The organism is Deinococcus planocerae (assembly GCF_002869765.1).
Classification (GTDB): domain Bacteria; phylum Deinococcota; class Deinococci; order Deinococcales; family Deinococcaceae; genus Deinococcus; species Deinococcus planocerae.
Genome location: NZ_PNOR01000032.1, coordinates 1 through 20,968, shown reverse-complemented (window position 1 = coordinate 20,968; position 20,968 = coordinate 1). Strand labels below are relative to the sequence as shown.

At 70.4% G+C, this 20,968-nt stretch carries 21 protein-coding genes; 12 read left to right on the top strand and 9 right to left on the bottom strand.

Going from position 1 to position 20,968, the window contains the following annotated elements; all coding sequences use genetic code 11:
• Positions 1-61: 61 nt before the first annotated feature.
• Both A7B18_RS16280 and A7B18_RS16275 read right to left on the bottom strand, forming a co-directional pair.
• Positions 62-502 (bottom strand): methylglyoxal synthase, encoded by a 441-nt coding sequence (locus A7B18_RS16280; RefSeq protein ID WP_102127759.1) that lies wholly within the window; start codon positions 500-502, stop codon positions 62-64.
• Between the two features lie 60 nt (positions 503-562).
• A complete protein-coding gene (locus A7B18_RS16275; RefSeq protein ID WP_102127758.1) occupies positions 563-1,060 on the bottom strand; it encodes a YbjN domain-containing protein in 498 nt (165 codons plus the stop codon).
• Between the two features lie 113 nt (positions 1,061-1,173).
• Here A7B18_RS16275 and A7B18_RS16270 point away from each other — a divergent pair, with 113 nt between their 5' ends.
• The 5 genes from A7B18_RS16270 (at position 1,174) to A7B18_RS16255 (ending at position 6,094) form a co-directional block, all read left to right on the top strand.
• On the top strand, positions 1,174-2,238 hold the full coding sequence (locus A7B18_RS16270) for a bifunctional nicotinamide-nucleotide adenylyltransferase/Nudix hydroxylase (RefSeq protein WP_102127757.1): 1,065 nt from the start codon (positions 1,174-1,176) through the stop codon (positions 2,236-2,238).
• 108 nt (positions 2,239-2,346) lie between these two features.
• Positions 2,347-3,738: a nicotinate phosphoribosyltransferase gene (locus A7B18_RS16265; protein ID WP_102127756.1), complete on the top strand. Its 1,392-nt coding sequence runs from the start codon at positions 2,347-2,349 to the stop codon at positions 3,736-3,738.
• A 2-nt stretch (positions 3,739-3,740) separates the two neighbouring features.
• Positions 3,741-4,106: a GIY-YIG nuclease family protein gene (locus A7B18_RS21535; RefSeq protein WP_146009566.1), complete on the top strand. Its 366-nt coding sequence runs from the start codon at positions 3,741-3,743 to the stop codon at positions 4,104-4,106.
• 79 nt (positions 4,107-4,185) lie between these two features.
• Entirely contained in the window at positions 4,186-4,938 is a 753-nt protein-coding gene (locus A7B18_RS16260; protein ID WP_102127755.1) for a TM2 domain-containing protein, read from the top strand.
• Positions 4,939-5,110: 172 nt separating this feature from the next.
• Positions 5,111-6,094 carry a hypothetical protein gene (locus A7B18_RS16255; RefSeq protein ID WP_102127754.1) on the top strand — a complete coding sequence of 328 codons (984 nt, stop codon included), beginning with the start codon at positions 5,111-5,113 and terminating at the stop codon, positions 6,092-6,094.
• A gap of 24 nt (positions 6,095-6,118) precedes the next feature.
• On the opposite strand, the gene A7B18_RS16250 is transcribed toward A7B18_RS16255, so the two are convergent.
• Entirely contained in the window at positions 6,119-7,408 is a 1,290-nt protein-coding gene (locus A7B18_RS16250; protein ID WP_102127753.1) for an O-acetylhomoserine aminocarboxypropyltransferase/cysteine synthase family protein, read from the bottom strand.
• 40 nt (positions 7,409-7,448) lie between these two features.
• On the opposite strand from A7B18_RS16250, the gene A7B18_RS16245 reads away from it, so the two are divergent.
• The gene (locus tag A7B18_RS16245) at positions 7,449-8,432 is read left to right on the top strand and encodes an NUDIX domain-containing protein (protein WP_102127752.1); all 984 of its coding nucleotides are present in this window, start codon (positions 7,449-7,451) and stop codon (positions 8,430-8,432) included.
• Between the two features lie 24 nt (positions 8,433-8,456).
• On the opposite strand, the gene A7B18_RS16240 is transcribed toward A7B18_RS16245, so the two are convergent.
• Positions 8,457-10,916, bottom strand: a complete 2,460-nt coding sequence (locus A7B18_RS16240) for a phenylalanine--tRNA ligase subunit beta (protein ID WP_102127751.1) — start codon at positions 10,914-10,916, stop codon at positions 8,457-8,459.
• Positions 10,917-11,060: 144 nt separating this feature from the next.
• Between A7B18_RS16240 and A7B18_RS16235 the strand changes: the two genes are divergently transcribed.
• On the top strand, positions 11,061-11,423 hold the full coding sequence (locus tag A7B18_RS16235) for an endonuclease domain-containing protein (protein WP_281260166.1): 363 nt from the start codon (positions 11,061-11,063) through the stop codon (positions 11,421-11,423).
• Between the two features lie 62 nt (positions 11,424-11,485).
• Here A7B18_RS16235 and A7B18_RS16230 read toward each other — a convergent pair whose 3' ends face one another.
• Both A7B18_RS16230 and pheS read right to left on the bottom strand, forming a co-directional pair.
• The gene (locus tag A7B18_RS16230) at positions 11,486-12,019 is read right to left on the bottom strand and encodes a GNAT family N-acetyltransferase (protein ID WP_219722148.1); all 534 of its coding nucleotides are present in this window, start codon (positions 12,017-12,019) and stop codon (positions 11,486-11,488) included.
• Positions 12,016-13,035 carry a phenylalanine--tRNA ligase subunit alpha gene (gene pheS / locus A7B18_RS16225; RefSeq protein ID WP_102127749.1) on the bottom strand — a complete coding sequence of 340 codons (1,020 nt, stop codon included), beginning with the start codon at positions 13,033-13,035 and terminating at the stop codon, positions 12,016-12,018. The genes A7B18_RS16230 and pheS overlap by 4 nt, the downstream gene beginning before the upstream one ends.
• A 242-nt stretch (positions 13,036-13,277) precedes the next feature.
• Between pheS and A7B18_RS16220 the strand changes: the two genes are divergently transcribed.
• The 3 genes from A7B18_RS16220 (at position 13,278) to A7B18_RS16210 (ending at position 17,359) form a co-directional block, all read left to right on the top strand.
• Complete coding sequence (locus A7B18_RS16220; RefSeq protein ID WP_102127748.1) at positions 13,278-14,741, top strand: potassium/proton antiporter; 1,464 nt, start codon at positions 13,278-13,280, stop codon at positions 14,739-14,741.
• Between the two features lie 123 nt (positions 14,742-14,864).
• Positions 14,865-16,097 (top strand): serine hydroxymethyltransferase, encoded by a 1,233-nt coding sequence (gene glyA, locus A7B18_RS16215; RefSeq protein ID WP_102127747.1) that lies wholly within the window; start codon positions 14,865-14,867, stop codon positions 16,095-16,097.
• Positions 16,098-16,198: 101 nt separating this feature from the next.
• The gene (locus tag A7B18_RS16210; protein WP_102127746.1) at positions 16,199-17,359 is read left to right on the top strand and encodes an HD domain-containing phosphohydrolase; all 1,161 of its coding nucleotides are present in this window, start codon (positions 16,199-16,201) and stop codon (positions 17,357-17,359) included.
• Between the two features lie 4 nt (positions 17,360-17,363).
• On the opposite strand, the gene A7B18_RS16205 is transcribed toward A7B18_RS16210, so the two are convergent.
• The 3 genes from A7B18_RS16205 to A7B18_RS16195 are packed head-to-tail and all read right to left on the bottom strand — an operon-like array spanning position 17,364 to position 19,564.
• On the bottom strand, positions 17,364-18,032 hold the full coding sequence (locus A7B18_RS16205) for an MT-A70 family methyltransferase (protein WP_219722147.1): 669 nt from the start codon (positions 18,030-18,032) through the stop codon (positions 17,364-17,366).
• 29 nt (positions 18,033-18,061) lie between these two features.
• Positions 18,062-18,652, bottom strand: coding sequence for a BglII/BstYI family type II restriction endonuclease (locus tag A7B18_RS16200; RefSeq protein WP_102127744.1), 591 nt, complete (start codon positions 18,650-18,652; stop codon positions 18,062-18,064).
• A gap of 27 nt (positions 18,653-18,679) precedes the next feature.
• Positions 18,680-19,564 carry a metallophosphoesterase gene (locus A7B18_RS16195; RefSeq protein ID WP_102127743.1) on the bottom strand — a complete coding sequence of 295 codons (885 nt, stop codon included), beginning with the start codon at positions 19,562-19,564 and terminating at the stop codon, positions 18,680-18,682.
• 131 nt (positions 19,565-19,695) lie between these two features.
• Here A7B18_RS16195 and A7B18_RS16190 point away from each other — a divergent pair, with 131 nt between their 5' ends.
• Both A7B18_RS16190 and A7B18_RS16185 read left to right on the top strand, forming a co-directional pair.
• Positions 19,696-19,962, top strand: a complete 267-nt coding sequence (locus tag A7B18_RS16190) for a hypothetical protein (protein WP_102127742.1) — start codon at positions 19,696-19,698, stop codon at positions 19,960-19,962.
• Positions 19,959-20,777, top strand: a complete 819-nt coding sequence (locus A7B18_RS16185) for a metallophosphoesterase (RefSeq protein WP_102127741.1) — start codon at positions 19,959-19,961, stop codon at positions 20,775-20,777. The genes A7B18_RS16190 and A7B18_RS16185 overlap by 4 nt, the downstream gene beginning before the upstream one ends.
• Positions 20,778-20,968 lie beyond the last annotated feature (191 nt).

Sequence of the window (20,968 nt, the reverse complement as noted above, 5' to 3'; positions counted from 1 at the left end):
AACTCCACTGAACGGGGGACCACACCATCGGCGACCCGACCCGCCGCACGGGACGGCAGGGTCAGGCGGGCGGCCCGGCCTCCTGCTGCCTGAGCCACAGCACCAGGGCCTCGGCGCTCGCGGGGTTGGTGGCGAGGGGCACGTCGTGGACGTCGCACAGCCGCACCAGGGCCGTCACGTCGGGCTCGTGGGGCTGGGCGGTGAGGGGGTCGCGGAAGAAGAAGACGGCGGTAATGCGCTCCTCGGCGAGCCGGGCGCCGATCTGCTGGTCGCCGCCGAGGGGTCCCGAGAGCACCCGCTCGACGTTCAAACCGGTCTGCTTCTGGAGGATGCCGCCCGTCGTGCCCGTGGCGACGAGGTGGTAGCGCGCCAGGACCTCCCGGTGAGCGAGCGCGAAGAGGGCGAGTTCGAGCTTCTTCTTGTCGTGCGCGATCAGGGCGACCTGCCGCCGCGTGCCGCCTGCACCTGCCTCCGCGCCTGGGCCTGCTCCCGCTCCGGTCATGGCGGCAATTCTGGCACGGGGGGTCGGGAGCGGGCGGGGCCTTGCCCAGGCACCGCGGCCTCAGGGCAGCTCGGCCTCAAAGTCCTCCACGTCGCCGAGATAATCCTCCATCCAGGCTCTCAGGGCCACCTTGGTGTAGCCCCCCCGCAGGGTGAGGGTGCTGTCGAGGTAGTAGCCGCCCTCGTACACGTAGGCCTGGGTGAAGAAATTGCCGTTCCACTCGTTGACGAACTCGGTGTCGAGGCTCTCCTCGTCATCGCGGTAATCCCAGTTGGTGCTCGCGGTCACGCGGTCGCAGGTCGTGCCCTTGCAGCCGCTGAACCACACGTCGAGTTCGTAGTCGCCCGCCTTCACCGCCAGGCTGGGCTCGTCGTCGCCCTCGACCGGGTTGACGGTGACCGTGTACCCCGCCTCGCGCAGGGTAGCGGCGACGGTGGCGGGTGTGGCCGCCTGCACCTGTCCGCCGCCCGGCGCGGGAGGTTGCGCCCCCCCGGCCTGGGCCGCGCCGAGGCTGGCGGTGAGGAGAAGGGCCGCTGCGGACGTGCCGAGTCTGTGCATGGCTCACACTACGCCCTGGGTGGCTGGACGTGGGCCGCAAACCTTCATCTTCCGGGCAGCGCGCAGGGGAGGCCCCCCGCCTTCCCCTCTCCCCCAGGTCTTATGGTGGGCTCATGACCGCCCCGCGCGACCCCGCCCTGGCCTCTCCCCCGCCCACCCGGCGCAGGCGCACCTTCGGCGTCTACATCGGGAGATTCGAGCCGCCCCACCAGGCCCATCTCCTCGTGATGCTCGAAGCCCTGAGGAGCGTGCAAAAGCTCATCGTGGTAATCGGGAGCGCCCGCGCCGCGCGGAACACCAAGAACCCCTTCACCGCGGAGGAACGCCAGGGGGTCATCACCGCCATGCTGAGCGAGGCGGGCGTGGCGCGCAGCCGCCTGCTGTTCGTCCACGTGCGCGACTACTTCTACAACGAGGGGCTGTGGCTCTCCGAGGTCCAGCGCGGCGTCGGCGAGCACACGCGCGGCAGCAGCGACGTGGCCCTGATCGGGCATATCAAGGACGAGAGCAGCTACTACCTGCGCTCCTTCCCCGGCTGGGAATTCATCCCCACCCACGTCATCAGCCCCCTCAGCGCGACCGACGTGCGGAAAGCCTACCTCGAGGACCGCCTGGAGGACGTGTCGGGCATGGTTCCGCCCGCCGTCCACGCCTTCCTGACCACCTTCCGGGGAACGCCCGAGTACGCCGAGCTGCGCGCCGAGTTCGACTACTTGCGCGAGTACCGCGCCGCGTGGAAGGACGCGCCCTTCCCGCCCGTCTTCGTCACGGCGGACGGGGTGGTGACCCGCAGCGGGCACGTCCTCGTCGTACGGCGGGCCGGGCTGCCGGGGCGCGGGCGGCTCGCCATGCCGGGCGGCTTCCTGGGGCAGGGCGAGAGCCTGCTCGACTGCGCCGTGCGCGAGGTCCGCGAGGAGACCGGGCTGGGCGAGGGCGTGAACCTCGGGGCGGCCCTGCGCGCCCAGGCCGTCTTCGACTACCCCGACCGCAGCCAGCGCGGGCGCACGGTCACCCACGCCTTCCACTTCGACCTCGGCATCGGCCAGCTTCCGATCCTGCGCGCCGCCAGCGACGCCGCCGACGCCTTCTGGCTGCCCCTCTCGGAAGCCCTCGCTCATCCCGAACTCTTCTTCGAGGACCACCACGCGATCATCGAACACTTCCTGATGCGCGGGTAAGGGGGCTGCGGGGGATGTGTACCCCCAGCGGGGACCTTCTATATTCATCTAACTCATAATGGACAGGAGCAAAGATGAGCACAGAGGACAGTTCCCAGGAGGCTCCCCATGACGCTGCCGCACCTCGACGACCAGAACCTCATCCTCGACACCGACTCGTACAAGAGCAGCCACTTTCTCCAGTACCCGCCGGAGACGACGCGGCTGTTCTCCTACCTGGAGTCGCGCGGGGGGCGGTATCCGGCAACACGCTTTTTCGGGCTCCAGTACCTCCTCGACCGCTACCTGACGCGGCGGGTGACACGGGAGAACGTCGAAGAAGCCCGCGCGCTCATCGAGGCGCACGGCGAGCCCTTCCCCTACGAGGGCTGGCTGCGGGTGGTGGAGGTCCACGGCGGACGGCTGCCCCTCGAAATCCGCGCCGTGCCCGAGGGGACGGTGGTGCCCATCCACAACGTCCTGATGAGCGTGACGAACACCGACCCCGAGCTGCCGTGGCTCGTCGGGTGGTTCGAGACGATGCTCATGCGCGTTTGGTATCCAACGACCGTCTGCACCCAGAGCTACCACCTGCGCGAGATCATCCGCGCCGAGCTGGAGAAGACGAGCGACCGCGCCGCCGAGGAGCTGCCCTTCAAGCTGCACGACTTCGGCTCGCGGGGGGTGAGCAGCCGCGAGAGCGCGGGCATCGGGGGCCTCGCGCACCTCGTCAACTTCCTGGGCTCGGACACGCTGGAGGCGCTGCGGGTGGCGCGCAACCACTACGGGGCGGACGTGGCGGGCTTCTCGATCCCCGCTGCCGAGCACTCTACGGTCACGAGCTGGGGCCAGCAGTGCGAGGCCGAGGCGTACCGCAACATGGTCCGGCAGTTCGGCAAGCCGGGGGGCATCTTCGCGGTCGTCAGCGACTCGTACGACCTCAAGCACGCGATCAACGTCCACTGGGGCGAGACCCTGCGGCGGGAGGTCAAGGAGAGCGGCGCCACCCTCGTCGTCCGCCCTGACTCCGGCGATCCCCCCGCGATGGTGCGCCTCGCCGTGAACGCGCTGGCCGCCAAGTTCGGCACGACGACGAACGTCTTGGGCTTCCGGGTGCTCAAGCACGTCCGGGTGATTCAGGGGGACGGCATCGACGAGACGACCATCCGCCAGATTCTCCAGAACCTGACCGTGGACGGCTTCTCCGCCGAGAACGTGGCCTTCGGCATGGGCGGCGCGCTGCTGCAAAAGGTGGACCGCGACACCCAGAAGTTCGCCTACAAGGCCAGCGCGGGCATCGTCGGCGGCGAGTACCGGGGCATCTACAAGGACCCCGTGACCGACCCAGGCAAGCGCAGCAAGGACGGCGTGCTCGACCTCGTGATGGAGAATGGCCGCATGGTGACGCGGCAGTACAGAACCTTCGACACCGACTTCCCGGGCAGCTTGATGCGGACGGTGTACCGGGACGGGGAAGTGCTGGTGCGGGACACGTTGGAGCGGATAAGGGGGAGGGCGTAGGGATGAACGCAAAGCTGGGTGGATTCAAACCGTTCGGAAGCTGGATTCTCGAAGGCACGCAACTCACCTTCAAGGCGCTTGGAACAGATGAGCATCACGGCCTCTTCGCCTTGTTGGCGGACGACGAGGTGATGTACGTCGGCACGTGCGAGGTCTCTTTCAGGCATCGCATGGACGGGCTGAGGAACCCTCCCGCCTCTCAACAAACCCATTACCGATTAGCTCCCTGCATTCGGTCTGCTCTGTCCTCCAGTCAAAGGGTGGAAACGGCAATACTCGTGATGCCTGAGGCGACGAGACAGGAGCTTAAAGAGCGTCGTGATGCCCTGATTCGGCAGCTTTCACCAGCCTGGAATCTGCGAGCCTGACCACCTGAAGGCGAGAGCAAACTCGACTCCCCTCTTTCGACCGACGCAACCCCCCTCCCCCCCACCGCGTAATAGCGGCATGACCAAGCCCGAAGACCCGACCCCCGGCCACGAACCCACCCCCAAGTCCAGCGTGCCGTCCTGGGTGGACGAGGTGCTGAGCGCCCAGCCGAAGCCCCAGCCCGTCAACCTCTCCACCCCCCCCCAGGCAGAGGGCGACCTGCGCATCCCGGAAGCCTCCGGCCCTCAGCCCGCGCCCACCCCTTCGCCCGCCGAGGGGAGTGGGGACCTCCGCATTCCCGAGACGCCCCGGCCCCAGCCCGCCCCCACCGTCGTCACGGCCACCGCGCGGCCCCACGCCGACGAGGACGACTGGATCGCCCGGAGCACGGGGAATGCGGCCAGGAATCCGACGGTGCCGACCGGGCCGCAGGTGGTTCCCCCACCGACGGGCGGCTTGCAGGAATGGTTCCAGCCGACGCGGAGCAGCGACTCCGCCGCGCCGTCGAGCGTGCCCGCCGACATCGCGCAAAAGCGGCTGATCGCGGGGCTGCTCGGCATCGTGTTCGGGAGCCTGGGGGTGCACAAGTTCTACCTAGGGATGAACACGCCCGGCCTGATCATGCTCGGCGCCAACATCGGCGTGTGGATTCTGGCCTTCTTGCTGGGCCTGATCACGCTGGGCCTCGGGCTGATCATCACCGTGCCGCTGGCGGGCCTGATCAGCGGCGCCATCGGGCTGCTCGGCCTCGTCGAGGGCATCCTCTACCTCACCAAGTCCGACGAGGAGTTCTACGGGCAGTACGTTCTCGGCAAGAAGCCCTGGCTCTGAGCCGCCGCGAGGTCACCTCTTCCGCGCCCGCCGGGCCGACCTTTTGCACGCCGCGTCACAGACGGCTTTCCATGCGGGGAGGACGATACCGGCAAAGGGTCCTGGGTTTCCCCATCGGCCAGCAGGGCATTCCAGACGTTCGGCGGGCATCTCCAAGCATCGGGGAGGGCGTATGGGGGACGAGGGTGGACGGCGTGACCTGAGACGCGCGGCCCGTGGTTCGTGGGGCTCCCGGCTGCCGACGCCGAAGCGCGAGGCGGTGCTGAGCGCTCTGCTGGGCTGCGGGGCCTTTCTGGCGGTGACGGACCTGTCGCGGGGAGGAGCGCAGGTGCAAGGGTACCGACCGACCTACAGCCTGCCCGCCGGGCCCTTTACGTACCTGAACGTTCAGAGCCTCCAGGCCGAGTTGCGGCGGGCGGGGGTGGGGGTGTCGGGCCCGCCGACCCGGCCCGTCCTGTCCTTCCCCACTGCGCGCCGTCCGGTGGTCGTGGAGACCGGGGGAAGCGCGCCTGGGCCCTACCTGAGCCGGGCACTCGTGCGCGACTACGGAAGCGGGCAGGTGTACCTCGACGCGAACACGTTGGCGCGGTCGCTGATCGGCGCCGGGCTGGACGTGCGGGTGCGGGGGTGGGTCAATCCCGAACTCCGGGTGGGGCGGGTGGCCCTGCGGCTGGGCACGGCCTCGCGGCCTGTGCAGGGGTACAACCTCTACAGCCTGGGGCTCGCTCCCCTGGCGCGTGACCTGGGCGTGCGCGAGGCGTACAGCGCCCGCTGGAGTGGGGTGAGGCTGTACCGCACCCACACGCTGCGGGGACCGGGGGGCGCGGGGGACGTGTACGCCCTCGTCAGCGTGATGTATCTGCCGCCGCGCGACCCCGCCTCCCGGGCGAGTCCCCTCGTGCTGGCCTTCGATCTGGCCCGGCCCGGCGTGGACGGTCGGCTGCACTTCGCCCTCCCCTACGACCTCGTTCACCTGCGGCTGACGGGCGACCCGGGCGACTTGAGGCAGGACGCCCGGCGCTACGCGGAGCGGCTGGACTACGGAAGGGCCGGGCGGCCCGCCCACGCCCTGCTGCTGCGTCTGAGCGGCGAGCTGTCGCCCCGGGGGACGCCTTACACCCTGATGCCCAGGAACGGGCAGAGCGTGGGGGAGTAGGAAGCCGCTTCGCCCCCTTCCCCCCTACCCCAGCGCCCCCTCGATGTCGGCGCGCAGGTCCTGGGGGTCTTCCAGCCCGACGCTCATGCGGATGGTGTGGGGGCTGACCCCGGCGGCGCGGCGGGCGGCCTCAGGCATCTTGCCGTGGGTGGTCGTCCAGGGGTGGACGACGAGGGTGCGGCTGTCTCCCAGGTTGGGGGCGATCCGCAGCACGCGCAGCCGGGCGAGGAAGGCGGCGGGGTCCTCGACCTCGAAGGTCAGCACGGCCCCGAAGCCGCCGCGCAGGTACCGGCGGGCGAGGGCGTGGTGCGCGCTGCCGGGCAGGCCCGGGTACGAGACGCGACCGACGCGGGGGTGACGTTCGAGCCACGTCGCCAGCGCCAGCGCCGTCTCCGACTCACGGCCCAGGCGCAGGGCGAGCGTTTCGAGCCCCTGCGCGAGCAGGAAGGCGTTGTGCGGCGCGAGCGTCATGCCGAGTTGGTGGGCACCAAACCAGCGCTGCCGCCACGCGAGGGCCCCTTCCCCCCGGACGCTGAGGAGGCCGCTCTCGCCCCCGTCGGTGTAGATCGGGTTGCGCGTCAGGTCGTGTCGGTCGCCCACCGTGACGCTGCCGCCCATCACGCTGCCGTGGCCGCCCGCCCACTTCGTCAGGGAGTGGGTCACGATGTCGGCGCCGTGCTCCAGCGGGCGGCACAGGTAGCCCACGCCGCCCCAGGTGTTGTCGATGCCGAGCAGGGCGCCCCGCTCATGGGCGATGGCCGCGAAGGCCTCCAGGTCGGGCACGTCCCCGGCGGGGTTGCCGATGGTCTCGGCCCAGACGAGGCGGGTCTGCGGCTGCATGGCCGCCTCGATGGCCTGCGGCGTGTTCTCGGTGATCGTCGCCGTGACGCCCATCAGGGGGAGGATGTTGTTCAGCAGGCCCGCGCTGCCGCCGAAGAGGCTGCCCGTGGAGACGACGTGGTCCCCCGCCCGGCACACGCTGAGGATCGCCGTGAAGGTCGCCGCCTGCCCGCTGGCGAGGGCGACGGTCGCCGTGCCGCGCTCCAGCGCCGTGATCCGTTCCTCCAGCGCGCGGACGGTGGGATTCTGGAGCCGGGCGTAGCTGAGGCCCTGATTGAGCTGGAACTCCTCCTGCGCCTGCTCCAGCGTCTCGAACTGGAAGGCGGCGGCCTGGTGGATGGGGATGCCGACCGTCTGGCCCAGCCCCCGCGCGACGCCGGTCTGCACGGCGGTCGTCTCAAAGCCCCAGCCGCCCGTCCCGGCGGGGGTGTTCTGTGCCTCGGTGGCTGGTTCGGCGTCGCGCAGGTCGGTCATGCGGTCATGCTAGGGGCAGGCGGCGGCTAGAGTGCGGCCCATGTCCTACCTGTCCGAACTGCGCGCGGTGTGGGGAGCGGCGCCCCTGGTCTCCGTGGGCGTGAGCGTCCTCCTTCAGGACGACTCCGGGCGGGTCCTCCTCCAGCGGCGGGGGGACGACGGTCTGTGGGGCGTGCCGGGCGGGAGCCTGGAGCCGGGCGAGAGCTTCCTGGAGGCCGCCCACCGTGAATTGCGCGAGGAGACGGGGTTGAGGTGCCCCGATCTCGCCTTGCTGCCGCTGACGGAGGGCCTGATCAGCGGCCCGGCGATGTACCACCGTTACCCGAACGGGCACGAGATCTACCTCGTCGGGGCGCAGGTGTACGGGACCCTGCCCGCCTCCGCCCTCGATCACGCCGCGCCGGACGACAGCGGGGAGACGCTGGACCTCGCGTGGTTCGGGCTCGGTGACCTGCCGCCCCTGAGCGGGAACATCAACCGGGTCAACCTGAACGCCCTGCGCGCCCGTGCGGGCCTGCCGCCCCTTCCCCTCCTTCCCTTCCCGGAGCCGCCGCCGATCGGGAATCACTTACTGGAGTTGAGGAAGTTAGTAGGCTCACGCCCCCTCTTCGCTCCCGGCGCGAACGTGCTGGTGACGGACGGGCGGGGCTACCTCCTGCTGCTCGGTCACAAGGGGACTGGCCGCTGGACCTTGCCGGGCGGCAGTCTGGAACCGGGCGAGAGCTTTGAGGCGTGTGCCCGGCGCGAACTGCGCGAGGAGACGGGGCTGAGTGCTGCCGGGCTGGAGCCCTTGCGCCTCCACGCCGGGGCGGAGTACCGCTTCACCTACCCGCACGGCGACGTGATCGACAACATCAGCGTCCTCTACCGCGTGGAGAGCGTGACGGGCGAGTTGCGGTCGCAGGAGAGCGAAATCTTCGACGTGGCCTGGTTCGCCCTCGACGAGTTGCCGGTCGAGGACGAGTTGAGCGGCCCACTCATCCAAGCGATGGTCCAGGCATGGAAAGAGGGCCGGAGCACGTAGCCCCGACCCCCTGTTCCGCGGTCCTTATTTTTCCCGGATGCTCCACCCCTGCGCCCGCACGGCCCCGATCAGGCGGTCCATGATGGGGTCCACCTCGGCGTCCGTCAGCGTCCGCTGGCTCCGGAACACCAGCCGCGCGGCGACGCTGCGCTGGCCCTCCGGGATGGGGGCGCCCACGTACACGTCGAAGGGCTCCACGCTCTCCAGCAACTCGCCCGCCTCGCGCCGCAGCAGGGCGGCCATTTCTCCGTAGCTGACCTCCTGGGGAGCGATCACCGCGAGGTCGCGCCACGCGGCGGGGGCCCGGCTGGGGTCGCGGAAGGTCCACGCGCGGCCCGGCAGCGGGAGGGCGGCCTCCAGCAGGAAGGTGTCGCCCCTCAGCCCGAACTCCCCGGCGATCTCCGGGTGCAGGGCGCCGAGCCAGCCGACCGCCTGCCCGTTCCAGACGACCTCCCCGGCGATTCCGGGATGCAGGGCGGGCGGCGCCGCGTCCCCGCGAAGCTGGCGGACCTCCAGACTCGCCCCCAGGCCCGACGCCAGCGCCTCCACCAGTCCCCGGAAAGCGCCGAAGGACCCGGCCACCCCCGGCTGGTACGTGTCCGCCGCGAGGGGACCGCGCATCAGGAGACCGAGCCGTTCGCGCTCGCCCTCCTGGGGGAAGACGCGCCCGATCTCGAAGAGGAGGACCCGCTCGCCCCTGGGGTGGACCTGCGCGGCCCGCAGCAGGCTGGGATAGAGGGCCGTGCGCATCCCCGTCCGGTCGGCGGTGAGGGGGTTACGCAGGCGGACGGTGGGCGTCTCGGTCCTGGCTCGCCCCGCCTCCTCGTCGCTCGTGAAGGTGTACGTCACGACCTCCTGGAAGCCCAGGCCGCTCAGGGCGCGGCGCAGCGTGGTTCTCGCCGTGCTCTCCCGTTCCGCGCCCAGGTTGCTCTCGTGGACCCGCAGGTTCGGCAGCGTCTCGGGAAGGTCGCCGTACCCGTGCAGCCGGGCCACCTCCTCCGCGAGGTCCTGCCAGATGTTCATATCCATGCGCCAGGAGGGCGGCGTCACGGTCAGGCGGTCGCCGCCCCGCTCGACCCGGCAGCCCAGGCGGGTGAGGATGTCGGCCATCTCCTCCGTGTTCACCTCCATGCCCAGGAGGGCGCGAATCTGTCCTCCCGTCGCCTCGATGGCTCCAGGGAGGTCGGGGGTGCCGACGACCGTGGCGCCGGGGTGGGCCCGCCCGCCGCCGTGCTCGGCCAGCAGGCCCGCCACCCGGTCCGCGCCGCGCGGGGCGAGGAGGGGGTCCACGCCGCGCTCGTAGCGGTACACGGCGTCCGTCTTCAGGCCCAGGCGGGTGCTCGTGCGCCGCAGCAGAACGGGGTCGAAGTGGGCGGACTCGATCACCACGTCCGCCGTGTCGGCCCGCACGTGCCCGTGGTCGCCGCCCATGATGCCCGCGATGCCGAGGACGCCCTGGCCCGGCTTGGGCTGGCCCGCCGTGGCGAAGGCCTCCATCACGGTCGGGATGTGGACCTCTCCCCCGTCGCGGATGAGGAGGTCTTCGGGGCCGACCGTGTGCTCGTTCCCTAGCAGGTCGCGCACGGTCTCGCCCTGGCGCAGGCCGAAGGAGACGATGATCTGGTCGTCTACCACGTCCCGGCGGTCGTAGAGGGCGGTGGGCTGGCCGAGTTCGAGCATCACGTAGTTGCTGGTGTCCACGATCAGGTCGATGGGCCGCATCCCGGCGAGCGTGATGCGGCGCTGCATCCACAGCGGGGAGGGGCCGTTCCGCACGCCGTTCACCGTCCGTGCCGCGAAGTGGTCGCAGCCGAAGCGAATCTTGCGGGAAGGGTCGCGTTCGATGGTGACGCCACGCGGCGGCAGGGAGACGCGAATCTCGCCCTCACCGCTGGGGCGTGGCCCCTTCTCCGGCTCCACCAGATCGAGCTTCAGGAACGCCGCGAGGTCCCGCGCGAGGCCGAGGGCGCTGAGCACGTCGGCGCGGTTGGGCGTCACCTCCACATCGAGCACGGAGTCCGCCTGCCACAGGTCACGCATGGGCGTGCCGGGCGCCGCCGTGCCCGCCGGGAACAGCATGATCCCCGCGCTGCTCTCGCCGACGCCGAGTTCCTTCGCGCTCGCGGCCATGCCCCAGGACTCGACGCCCTGCATCTGCCGAACGCCGTACTCGACCTCGCCGAGCCGGGTGCCGGGCGTGACGAGGGCGACCATCGTGCCCGGGCGCAGGCCGACGGCGTTGGGGGCACCGGACGCGATGGTGCGCGGGCCGTGCGGCCCCACATCCAAAGCAAGTTTCGTGAGTTGGGTTCCCTCTATAGGTTCGGCGGCGGTAATGGCGGCGAGGAGGACGCCCTCGGGGGGAGCGGGGACCTCCTCGACGCCCTCCAGCGGCAGGCCCATGCTGGCGAGGATGGGTTCGAGGTCGGGGGCGGGGGGGAGTCCGGGGAGGAGTTCTTGGAGCCAGGAGTGGGGGAGTTTCATGGGGACCTCAATGGGAGTTGAGTTGAGCGGAGAGGGGGAAGGGTTGCTCGGACGGTTCACCCCCTCCCGGCCTCCCCTCTCTGCTGCGCAGCTCTACGAGTCAAGGGAGAGGAGAAAAGAAGGAAGGGCGCGTTAGGGTGGCGTGTGTCTCAGCGTTGGGCTAGAACCAGTCCGTCTTCGGAGATCGCGCGTTCCTTGCGCCAGCGGATGACACCGGAAGAAACGTTGCTGTGGCGGCATCTGCGTGGCAAGGGCCTGGGTGTCAGTTTCCGGCGGCAGGAACCGATGGGGCGGTACGTGGCGGATTTCGTGTGCTATGAGCGCACACTCATCATCGAACTCGACGGCAGCCAACACCTGAACAGCGCGGCGGACCGCGAACGAGACGCGGACATGACCGAGCACGGTTTCGAGACGTTGCGATTCTGGAACAACGAGGTCAGGAACAACCTGAATAGCGTGCTGGAACGAATTCAGCAGGTCCTGGAAGCTCGAAGGCCTCTCTAACCCCTCCCCCTTGAGGGGGGAGGTTGGGAGGGGGTGAACGGGCTGGTCAACCCTTCCAACATTCACCTCAACTCCCCCACGATTTCCTGTCTCAAGAGGCGGGCCATGCGGAAAGACCGAACAGGTTCCCCTGTTTTCCGACTCCGGACCTCACGCCGCTCACGAACCTCAAAGCCCATCACTTCGTAGAAGGGCAAACCTTTCTGATTGTCCTGCGTCACATCAACCCACTGCTCTATGGCCCCGTGTGCTAGAGCTTGAGAGGTCATGGCATTCAATAGGGCGCGGCCCGCTCCTTGACGGCGCTTGGATGGATCTAGGTACAGGACAAAGACCTCCCAAGTTTTCTCGCCCGTTTTTCCACCACCTGAAGCGCCGATGACCTGACCAGCCATCTCGGCAACCAGCCAACCGTCCCAGTCGTCACGCGAGCCGATCTCAGAAGCGATGCGCTCCAGATTGTAAAAGCGGGCGACGACATCCTCTATGTACTCAGGACTGTGCAAATTACGGTAAGTGTCGCGCCAGCCTTCGGAGCAAACCCGCACAATCGCAGGCACGTCTGCCAACGTCGCCAGCCGCACCGAAACCTTCACCCCAACTCCCCCCGGAACTGCCCGATCACCCGCGGGTCGTTCGCGTAGAAGTAACGGATATCGGGAATCCCGTACTTGAGCATGGCGATCCGCTCCGGCCCCAGCCCGAAGGCGAAGCCCGTCTTGCCCTCGTACACGCGGGGCTTGCCCTGCTCTGCCCGCAGGTCGTCCACCGCCTTGAAGACGTTGGGGTGGACCATGCCCGAGCCGCCGAGTTCGAGCCACTTGCTCTCGCCGCGCGGGTTGTCCCACCACACCGCGAAGTCGGCACCCGGCTCCACGAAGGGATAATAGCTCGGCTGGAAGCGGACCTTAGCCGTGGGCCCGTACAGCCCGCGCGCCATCTCGGCGACCGTGCCCTTGAGGTCGGCCATGCTGATGCCGTCGCCGACGACGAGGCCTTCGAGCTGGTGGAACATCGCCTCGTGGGTGGCGTCGGTGGCCTCGTAGCGGTAGACCTTGCCGCGCACGACGACCTTGAGGGGCGGCTCGTGGTCCACCATGTAGCGCACCTGCATCGGGCTGGTGTGGGTCCGCAGCAATCGACCGTCCTCCAGCCAGAAGGTGTCTTGCAGGTCGCGGGCGGGGTGATACCACGGCACGTTCAGCGCCTCGAAGTTGTGGTGCTCGTCCTCGACCTCGTTGCCCTCCACGACCGTGTACCCCAGCCGCTCGTAGAGGCCCACGAGGTCGTCGTACACGCGGCTGATGGGGTGTAACCCGCCCGCCGGGAGACCCAACCCGGGCAGGGTCACGTCGATGGCCTCGGAGGCGAGCCTCGCGTCGAGGGCCTCTCGTTTGAGGGTGACCTCGCGCTCCCCCAGTGCGGCGTCGATGGTCTGGCGCAGGGCGTTGATCTCCGCGCCGCGGCTTTTGCGCTCCTCGGGGGGGAGCTTGCCGAGGGTGCCGAGTTCGCGGGTGACGAGGCCGCTCTTGCCGACGTAGCGGGTCTTGACGGCTTGCAGGGTGTCGAGGTCGGGGGCTTCCCGGATGGCTTGCAGGGCTTCTTCTCTCATGGGGACTCCTGGGACAAAAAGAAAACCCCGCCACCTGACAGCGGCGGGGCAAGGCGCTGGACCGGGTGTCAGGTCAGCGTGGCCCCGCGGCCCGTAAAGGGCGAACGTGTACCGGCGCGGGGCGTCATGCGGTCAGGGTAGCGGGCGCGGGGGTGGGGGTCAAGGTTGGGAGGCAGGACGCGGCGCGGGCCTCTTCTGTTGCCCGCGGCACCGCCTCTCCTCCCCGTGCCACCATGCGGCGCATGGGTGAGGTTCGGGTCGAGGTCTTCTTGCTCGTGGCGGGCGTGCTGCTCCTCGCCAGCCTGGTCGTGAGTCGGCTGGGAGGGCGGCTGGGCGTTCCCGGGCTGCTGCTCTTCCTGGGCGTGGGGATGTTCGCCGGGTCGGACGGGCTGGGCATCCAGTTCTCCGACTTCCGGCTGGCGCAGGCGCTGGGCACGGTCGCGCTGTGCTTCATCCTCTTTCAGGGCGGGCTCGACACCAACTGGCGCCTCGTGCGGCCCGTGGTCAGGCGCGGCCTGAGTCTGGCGACGCTGGGCGTCCTCCTCACGGCGGGGGTGATGGCCGTCTTCGCCCACTTCGCCCTCGGCTTTTCGTGGCTCGGCGCGTGGCTCCTGGGCGCCATCGTGAGCAGCACGGACGCGAGCGCCGTGTTCTCCGTCCTCAAGGAGCGCAACCTCGGGTTGAAGGGCGACATCGATCCCCTTCTAGAGTTCGAGTCGGGCGTGAACGACCCGATGGCGGTCTTCCTGACGGTCGGCATCATCGAGCTGATCTCGCATCCCGGCTCGGGCATCCTCGACATCGTGCCCCTCTTCCTGCGCCAGATGGTCCTGGGGGCCGTGCTGGGCGTGGTGCTGGGGCGGGCGGCGCTGTGGGTGCTCAACCGGGTGCAGCTCCAGTTCGAGGGGCTGTACTCGGTCCTCAGCCTCGCGCTCGCGCTGACGATCTTCAGCGGGGCGGCGGTGGTGGGCGGCAGCGGCTTCCTCGCGGTCTACATCGCGGGGGCGATCCTGGGCAACGCCGACTTCCTGCACAAGCGCAGCCTGATCTCGTTTCACGACGGGCTGGCGTGGCTGATGCAGGTCGGCATGTTCCTCACGCTGGGGCTGCTCGTCAATCCGCGCGAGCTGCTGCCCACCGCCGGACTCGCGCTCGCCTGCGCCCTGGTGCTCGTCTTCGTGGCGCGGCCCGTCAGCGTGTACCTCAGCCTTGCCCGGGCGCGGATGCCCCTGAACGAGAAGACGATGGTCGCGTGGGTCGGGCTGCGGGGCGCGGTGCCCATCGTGCTCGCCACCTTCCCGCTGCTCGCCGGGGTGCCGCAGGCGCAGACCCTCTTTAACATCGTCTTTTTCATCGTGCTCACCAGCGTCTTGCTCCAGGGCACCACCCTCACCCTCGTCGCCCGCTGGCTGGGCGTGCGCGAGACGCGGCCCCCCCAGGCGGCCTACCCCATCACCTACACCCCCACCGGGCAGGGCAAGAACGAGATGGTCGAGGTCGAGGTGGGAGCAGGCAGCGACGCCGACGGGGCCCGCATCGTGGACCTGCACCTGCCGCCGGAGGCCCTGGTCATCCTGATCCACCGCGCTGGGGAGTTCCTGATTCCCAAGGGGGCGACCGAACTCGCGGCGGGCGACAGCGTGCTCGTGCTCGCGGGCGAGGCGGAGTTGCGGGAGGTGCGGGGAAGGCTGGGGGGAGAGGCATAGGAAGCGGTGCGCGGGACGCCGTAGCTCCGTCCTTTCCCCGTGCCGCCCCCGTGCCGCGCCCCACGTCCCCTTTGCGGAGACAGGCCCCTCCTGCGCCTCACCCCGCGGTGTTACCGTACCCCCATGACGAGCACCGCCGAGAAACCCGCCCTCGCCGTCCGCGACACGGCGGTCTTCGACCTGATTACGCAGGAGGCCGAGCGTCAGCGCGTGGGGCTGGAGCTGATCGCCTCCGAGAACTTCACCTCCGCCGCCGTGCGCGAGGCGCAGGGGAGTGTGCTGACGAACAAGTACGCGGAGGGGTATCCCGGCAAACGCTGGTACGGTGGCTGCGAGGTCGTCGATCAGGTCGAGCGCCTCGCCATCGAGCGGGTCAGGGAGCTGTTCGGCGCCGAGTGGGCGAACGTGCAGCCGCACTCGGGAAGCAGCGCGAACCTCGCCGTCTACAACGCGCTGATCGAGCCGGGGGACACGGTGCTGGGGATGGACCTCTCGCACGGCGGGCACCTGACGCACGGCAACCCGGTGAACTTCTCGGGGCTGCGGTACAAGATCGTCGGCTACAAGGTGAATCCGGAGACCGAACTCCTCGACATGGAGGAGGTGCGCCGCCTCGCCCACGAGCACCGGCCCAAGATGATCATCGCGGGGGCGAGCGCGTACAGCCGCACCATCGACTTCGCCGCGTTCCGGGCGGTGGCCGACGAGGTGGGGGCGATCCTCTTCGCGGACATCGCGCACATCGCGGGGCTGATCGCGGCGGGCGTGCACCCGAACGCGCTGCCGCACGCGCACGTGGTCGCCTCCACGACGCACAAGACGCTGCGGGGGCCGCGCGGCGGGATCATCCTCAGCAACGACGTGGAGCTGGGCGCGAAGATCGACCGGGCCGTCTTCCCCGGTTACCAGGGCGGACCGCTGGAGCACGTCATCGCCGCGAAGGCGGTCGCGTTCGGGGAGGCGCTCAGGCCCGAGTTCAGGGAATACAGCGCGCAGGTCATCCGCAACGCGCAGGCGCTCGCGAAGGCGTTCCAGGACCGGGGCTACCGGGTGGTGTCGGGCGGCACCGACAACCACCTCCTCGTGCTCGACCTGCGCCCGCAGGGGCTCAACGGCACGAAGGCGACGAAACGGCTCGACGCCAACGCGATCACCATCTCCAAGTCCACCCTGCCGTACGACACGGAAAAGATCCTGCACGGGGGCGGCATCCGCCTTGGCACGCCCGCGGTGACGACGCGCGGCATGGTGGAGGAGGACATGCCCAAGGTCGCCGATCTGATCGACCGGGCGCTCAGGGGCGAGGAGGTGAAGGCGGAGGTCCACGCCTTCGCCGGGGGCTTCCCGCTGCCCTGAGCACGGGGCGGGCGAAGGCCGGGCGGTCCCCTTGCGTTGGGGGCCGCCCGTCGCCGTTGCCCTCACAACCTTTCCGACGACCCGGCCCGTACGCTGGGGGCATGGCAGGCTCCCTTCCCCCCCGGACGACCGCGGTGCCCGGCGCAGAGCAGGCGACCTCGGTGGCCGACCTGACCCTCGGGCTCACGCGCCTGGGGCTCACGGCCCCGGACCTGGGGGGCGCGATGCGGCCCGCCCTCGACGCGCTGGTGGAGCGCACCGCCGCGGTGGGGGCAGGGTACTTCCAGTTGCGGGAGGGGACCCTGACCTTCCACGCGCGGGCGGCGAGCGGGGAGATGCCCGCGGGGCCCGTGATGGAGGCGCTGCTCGCCCACGGGCTGCCCGCCGACCTGCCGCTGCTGCGGGCGCTGGTGGGGACCCAGGGGGCGCTGTTCTTCGGGGACACGCGCGGGCACCCCGAGGCGGCGGGCTTTCCGGACCTGGGGGTGCTGGCCCTGACCGCCGCGCCCATCCACGACGGGGGCGGGCGGCTCGTCGGGGCGCTGCTCTCGCACACCTTCACGCCGCACGGGTGGACCGAAGAGGAGCGGACCCTCTTCGCGGGCGTGACCGGGCTGCTCTCGCTCGTCGCCGCCCGCCTCGACGCCGAGGAACGCGAGCAGGCCGCGCACGAGGGGGCGCTGCGGGTCCTGGGCCTGACCCTGGAGGCCCGCGACGCCGAGACCCAGGGCCACACCGACCGGGTGACGGCGCTCGCCGTGCGGCTGGGCGCGCTGCTCGGCCTGAGGGGGTCGGCGCTGCGGGCCCTGCGCTGGGGGGCCTACCTCCACGACCTCGGCAAGATCAGCATTCCCGACGCGATCCTGCACCACCCGGGCCGCCTGGACCCCCCTTCCCGCGCCCGGATGGAGGAGCACGTCCTCGACGGGGCGCGGCTCGCGGAGCAACTGCCCTTCCTGCCGCGGGGGGCGCTCGACGTGATCCTGAGCCACCACGAGTGGTGGAACGGGACGGGCTACCCGCGCGGGCTGGCGGGCGAGGCGATTCCGCTGGGCGCGCGCATCTTCGCCCCCTGCGACGTGTACGACGCCCTGGTGAGCGAGCGGCCCTACAAGCGGGCCTGGACCCACGCGAAGGCCGTGGGCTACCTGGAGGCGGGAAGCGGCACCCAGTTCGACCCGGCGGTGGTGGCGGCCTTCTTGCGGGTGCTGGGCGGGGAGGGACCGGGACCCCTTACCCCGTCCCCTCCCCCGTCAGCGTGACGGGTCAGTCGTCGGCCCCGTCGTGGAAGAGGGAGGGCAATCTCAGCGCGGCCCGCTTCACCCCGGAGTGGTTGGCGTAAGTGTCCCAGGTGGGCGTGTATGCCTCATCCGCTTGGTTGCCCCAGACCGTCCAGCCGGGATGGGCGCCCCGCGCGAACAGTTCGAGGTAGGGGCCGGGACTGCAAGCCTCGATGAGCCGGTACTGTTCGTCGGGCTTGCGGGAGTGCTCGCGCTTCTGCGTTTTGAGGATGTTGACTTGACTGCGCCCCGGTGCCAGGGTTCGGGCATTCGGGCCGCGCACGCCGAAGAGAATGATTTCAGTCGTGTTCCGAAAGTAAAAGCCGACCCCCCGCCCGTCAGGCTCGCCGTCCTTGCGGACCTTGTGCCAGATCAGGTTGGTCTTGTACGTGAAGCCCCAAGCGCTCAGCACCTCCAGTCCCTCGGGCAGCAGGGCGTTAGGTACCCACAGATAGAGGTGGGCGGTGGGCGCGGCGACCTCCGCGACAGGAATGGTCTTGATGGCCTCTATGTCGAGCGTCGGGTAGCGGCTCAAACGGTGGTGCTCGGGCGCGACCTTGCCGGTACGGTTCGTGAACTGCCACGGCGGGGCGGCGAGGATGGTGGCAAAGCGGCCCTGCACGTCCCGGCGGAAGTCGTCGGCAGGCGTTGGCACGGCCCCATCCACGGTGACTTCCCCAGCCATCAGCAGTCCTCCCGGTAGACCCGCTCGCTGATCCCGACCACCAGAATGGGGCAGCCCGCGCCGCTGCCGCCCTCAATGCGGGGCAGCAGCTTGCTCATGTGCGTGGTACTCATGCCGTAGCTGCTTCCCCGCCCCAGACGGTTGAAGATGTCTTGCAGGTGATCACAGCGGGTAATGATGACCCCCACGCTGATGGCCCGCAGGTCGAAAAGCAACCGGAAGTTGTTCAGATCACGGTCGAAGAAAGGATCTTTGTTGTTCCACTCGACCTCTAGAGCGACTCGATTCTTGAAGCAGTCCACCCTGTGCGTGGGGCTGTCTTTGCGTACCCCGTCCACGGTGACCGCCGTGTCGAATTTCTTCTCGCGCCAGCCCCGCTCTGCCAAAAACCGGTCGATGGCGTCGGCCACGCGGCTCTTGTTGCCCCCGCCCGACGTAAGCCAGGACCGGCACAGCCAAAAACTGCCGAGCAGTTCCAACAGGTCGTTCCACTCGCTTGGGAAGTCGGCGGCCAGGATGGCGCAGGCGTGCCTCCACTCATGCACCTCGTACTTCTCGCGGAGGGAAGCGGGAATCAAATCAAGCGCCACAGGGCATCACGGTCCCAGACTAGCCCCTCACTCCCCCGTCAGCGTGAGCACCGTGACCTCCGGCTCGCAGAGGTTGCGGATTGGCACGCCGCTCGTGCCCAGGCCGCGGCTGACGTAGGCGGGGCTCTCGAAGGCCCCCTGCACCCAGCCCATCGCGTAGCGCCCCCCGTAGCGGCTGGGCACGTGCACGGCGCCGACGAGCGGCAGGCGAATCTGGCCCCCGTGGGTGTGCCCGCACAGGGTCAGGCCGACGCGGGCGGGCAGCTCGGGCAGCACGTCGGGGTTGTGGCTCAGGAGCAGGGTGGCCCGCTCCCCCGCCCCCGCCAGGGCCGCCGCCGGGTCGGCGTCGCGCTGCCAGAAGTCGTTCACGCCGCCCAGCCAGAGGTCGTCCCGGACCGCCTGCCCGGTGTTCACGAGCAGGGTGACGCCCGCGCGGGCGAACTCGGCGGTCAGGCTCTCCCGCCGCGCCTCCCAGTCGGGGCGGGCGCGGCCTCCCCGGCGCGAGTCGCGGCGCCCGAAGGAGTCGTAGTCGTGGTTGCCCCACACGCCGTACACCCCCAGCGGCGCGCGCAGCCGGGCGAGTTCGGGAAAGAGGGCGGCGGGCGAGTCGCCGGAAGGGATGTCGAGGAAGTCGCCCCCCAGCAGCACGAGGTCGGGGCGCTCGGCGTTCGTGGCGTCCACCCAGGCGCGCACGCTTCCGGGGCCGACATACAGCCCGTAGTGCAGGTCGGTGAGGAAGGCGGCGCGCAGGGGAGAACGCAGGCCCGGCAGGGTCGCCTGCTCCCGCGTCACGCCGAAGGCGTAGGCCTGCGCCGCGCCCGCCCCGCCGAGGGCCCCCAGGGCCGCGCCGCCGCCCAGCAGGCCGCGCAGCACCCGGCGGCGGGTGACGGGGGGGGAGTCGGGGCGGGTCATGGGCTCCAGGGTAGGGCAGGGGGGCGTGCGGGGGAAGGCGGCATCACGCTCCCATCCCAGCAGACGCGGGGGCGGGGGGCATCCCCCCAAAGGGGGAAGCGTTCGGTGTTCATCCGGGTAGACTGGCGGGCATGACGTGGGCGGGCGAGGGACTGGTAGTGGACGTACTCGACGAGGACGCGGGCCTGGCGGACGTGGAGGACACCCGGGGCCGGACGTTCCAGCTTCCGGCGGAGTGGTTGCCGGGAGCGCGCGACGGGGCGGCCTACCGGGTGAGCGTGACCGCCCGGGGCGTGGAGTTCACCCCCGACCCGGATGGCGCGCGCCTCCTGCGCGAACGGAGTAAACAGACCCTGCTCGACTTCAGCGACGCGCCGGATGACGGGGAGGGCGCGTGAACCGTCCCGTCGTCATCATCCCCGACCTGCACGGGCGGGCGGACCTCCTCGCGGCGGCGGTGGGCTACGCGGGGGACACCTTCGGGCCCGACACGCACTTCCTGAGCCTGGGGGACGCCATCGACCGGGGGCTGCACAGCGTGGACTGCGCCGAGATTCTGCTCGACCTGCACCGCCAGGGCCGGGCGACCCTGTTGATGGGCAACCACGAGCGGATGGCCTGGGAGGGACTCAAGTGGTACCGCCGCTTCCAGGAGACGGGCGACCCCGGCGACTACCGCCGCGCGCTGGAGGGCTTCCGCTGGTGGATGGGCAACGGCGGCGAGAGCGTGCGCCGCGAGCTCGGCGGGCTGACCCTGGAACGCTTCCCCGCCCCCCTCGCCGAATACCTGGATGTGTTGCGCCGGGTGGTGTACGTCACCGCGAGCGGCGAGGTGGTGGGCGAGCCGCCCGCCGGGCTGAGCGTCCTCGTGGCGCACGCGAGCCCGCCCGTGCCGCACCGCCAGTACCCCAACCCCGAGGCGGCGGCGCTGTGGCTGCGGCCCTTCGACGGGCCCTTCCCGCTGCCCTCCGGGGTGACGTACAGCGTGCACGGGCACACGCCCGTCCAGTCCCCGGTGCAGGTGGACCGCCACGTCTACCTCGACCTGGGGGCCTACGAGACCGGGCGGCTCGCCCTGCTGCCGGTCAACGTGCTCTCGCCGCCGCCCGTGACCATCCTGTATGGTCCGGGGGACCCCGGGGCGGCGCGGCGGTACGCGGCCTTCGGGGAGGCGCTGCCCACCCGGCCCGTGCCCCTGCCCGCCGTCTACTGAGCGCCCCCGCCCGGGCGCCGTCTGGAGGGAAAGAGACATGACGAAACGCAGCCCCACCGCCGACCGGCTGGAGGACGTCTGGCCCAGGCTCAAGGCCGGGGACCCGGGGGCCGTCCACGCCGCCCGCAAGCTCACCCGCCGCGCCCAGGCCGAGCTGCGCGTGGCGGGGGCGGGCGGCAAGGTCAGGCGCG